We start from the raw sequence: 1,390 nt of genomic DNA on the forward strand, positions 1-1,390 counted from the left end.
GTGTTTGGGTGTGGGGGGGGGGTGCTGTTCACCGGGCTGATCGTCGGGGGGGGGTTGGGGGGGGGGCGGGCGCCCGGCCCCCCGCGGGGGGGGGGGGGGCGGGGACCCGCCGGGGTCAGAAGGCCAACGTCACGTACGACGCCGTCAGCAACGCGCCGCCCGCCAAGGCCAGTGCCCACGCCACGCGCCGCAGCCGCAGGCCGCCCGCCACCACCACCGCCGAAAGAAGCAACGCACCCCCCAGCGGGAGCCAGGCGTGGAGGAAGCCGGGGCCGCCCGCGCGGACCACCTCCGCGGTGCCCGGCTTCACGGCCACCGGGATCCGGGCCCCCTTCTTCTCCGCGATCGAGCGGTCGATCACGACCCGCTCGCGCTTCTTGGAGCCGGACGAGCCGGGCTCGTACCGACCCACGCACTCATCCTCACCGCAGCGCGAGACCGTCATCGTCCCGCGCTCCCGCTCACCCGTGAGCATCACGTGCTGCGCGGTGCCCCAGGACGCCCAGATCCCGGCGACGAGAAGCAGCACCGCGAGCCCGCCCATAGCCGTACGGCGTCCGAGAAGCAGCGCGTTCATGGCGGCGATCCTTGGCCATATGACTGCGCTCAGTCAACACTCGCCGGAAGGTGCCTCAGGAGTTGTACGCGCTCTGCGCCCGCTCAAGACCCTCGATGACCAGCGCCTCCACCGCATCGGCCGCCCGGTCCACGAAGTAGTCCAACTCCTTGCGCTCCGCCGCCGAGAAATCCTTCAGGACGAAATCGGCGACCTGCATCCGCCCCGGCGGACGCCCGATCCCGAACCGCACCCGGTGGTAGTCCGAACTCATCGCCTTCGTCATCGACTTCAGACCGTTGTGGCCGTTGTCGCCACCGCCCAGCTTCAGCCGCAGCGTGCCGTAGTCGATGTCCAGCTCGTCGTGGACCGCGACGATGTTCGCCACCGGCACCTTGTAGAAGTCACGCAGCGCCGTCACCGGAGCGCCCGAGACGTTCATGTACGACATCGGCTTCGCGAGCACCACACGGCGGTTCGCCGGACCCACCGGACCGATCCGCCCCTCAAGGACCTGCGCCTGCGCCCGGCCCGCACGCTTGAACGTGCCGCCGATCCGGTCCGCGAGCAGGTCGGCCACCATGAAACCCACGTTGTGCCGGTTCATCGCGTAACCCGGGCCTGGATTGCCCAGGCCCACGATCAGCCAAGGGGCCCCGGGGTCCGTCGTCATCTGCATGTCTCCTTCATAGCTCTCCTCATAAGCCCTCCGCATAACCCAACCGCCGCCCCCCCCCCCGCGGGCGGGGGGGCGGGGGTGACTGGCGCGGGGTGGGGCGCCCGGGGGGGGCACACGGCCCGGCGGGCGCGGACGCCCCCCCCCCCCCCCCCCCC

Annotated in this window: 2 protein-coding genes; both read right to left on the reverse strand. The window is 71.9% G+C overall.

What is annotated here, in order from left to right:
• Positions 1-115: 115 nt before the first annotated feature.
• A complete protein-coding gene (locus ACFWY6_RS43340; RefSeq protein WP_266866010.1) occupies positions 116-577 on the reverse strand; it encodes a hypothetical protein in 462 nt (153 codons plus the stop codon).
• Positions 578-632: 55 nt separating this feature from the next.
• Positions 633-1,235: an aminoacyl-tRNA hydrolase gene (pth, locus tag ACFWY6_RS43345; RefSeq protein WP_384702797.1), complete on the reverse strand. Its 603-nt coding sequence runs from the start codon at positions 1,233-1,235 to the stop codon at positions 633-635.
• Between the last annotated feature and the right edge of the window lie 155 nt (positions 1,236-1,390).

Origin of the sequence: Streptomyces sp. NPDC059037 (genome assembly GCF_042740015.1) — a bacterium.
GTDB lineage: Bacteria > Actinomycetota > Actinomycetes > Streptomycetales > Streptomycetaceae > Streptomyces.

What these genes read in the sequence shown, in the direction of transcription:
- ACFWY6_RS43340 (WP_266866010.1), bottom strand. Translation starts at nt 577, where the DNA reads ATGAACGCGCTGCTTCTCGGACGCCGTACGGCTATGGGCGGGCTCGCG.
- pth (WP_384702797.1), bottom strand. Translation starts at nt 1,235, where the DNA reads ATGCAGATGACGACGGACCCCGGGGCCCCTTGGCTGATCGTGGGCCTG.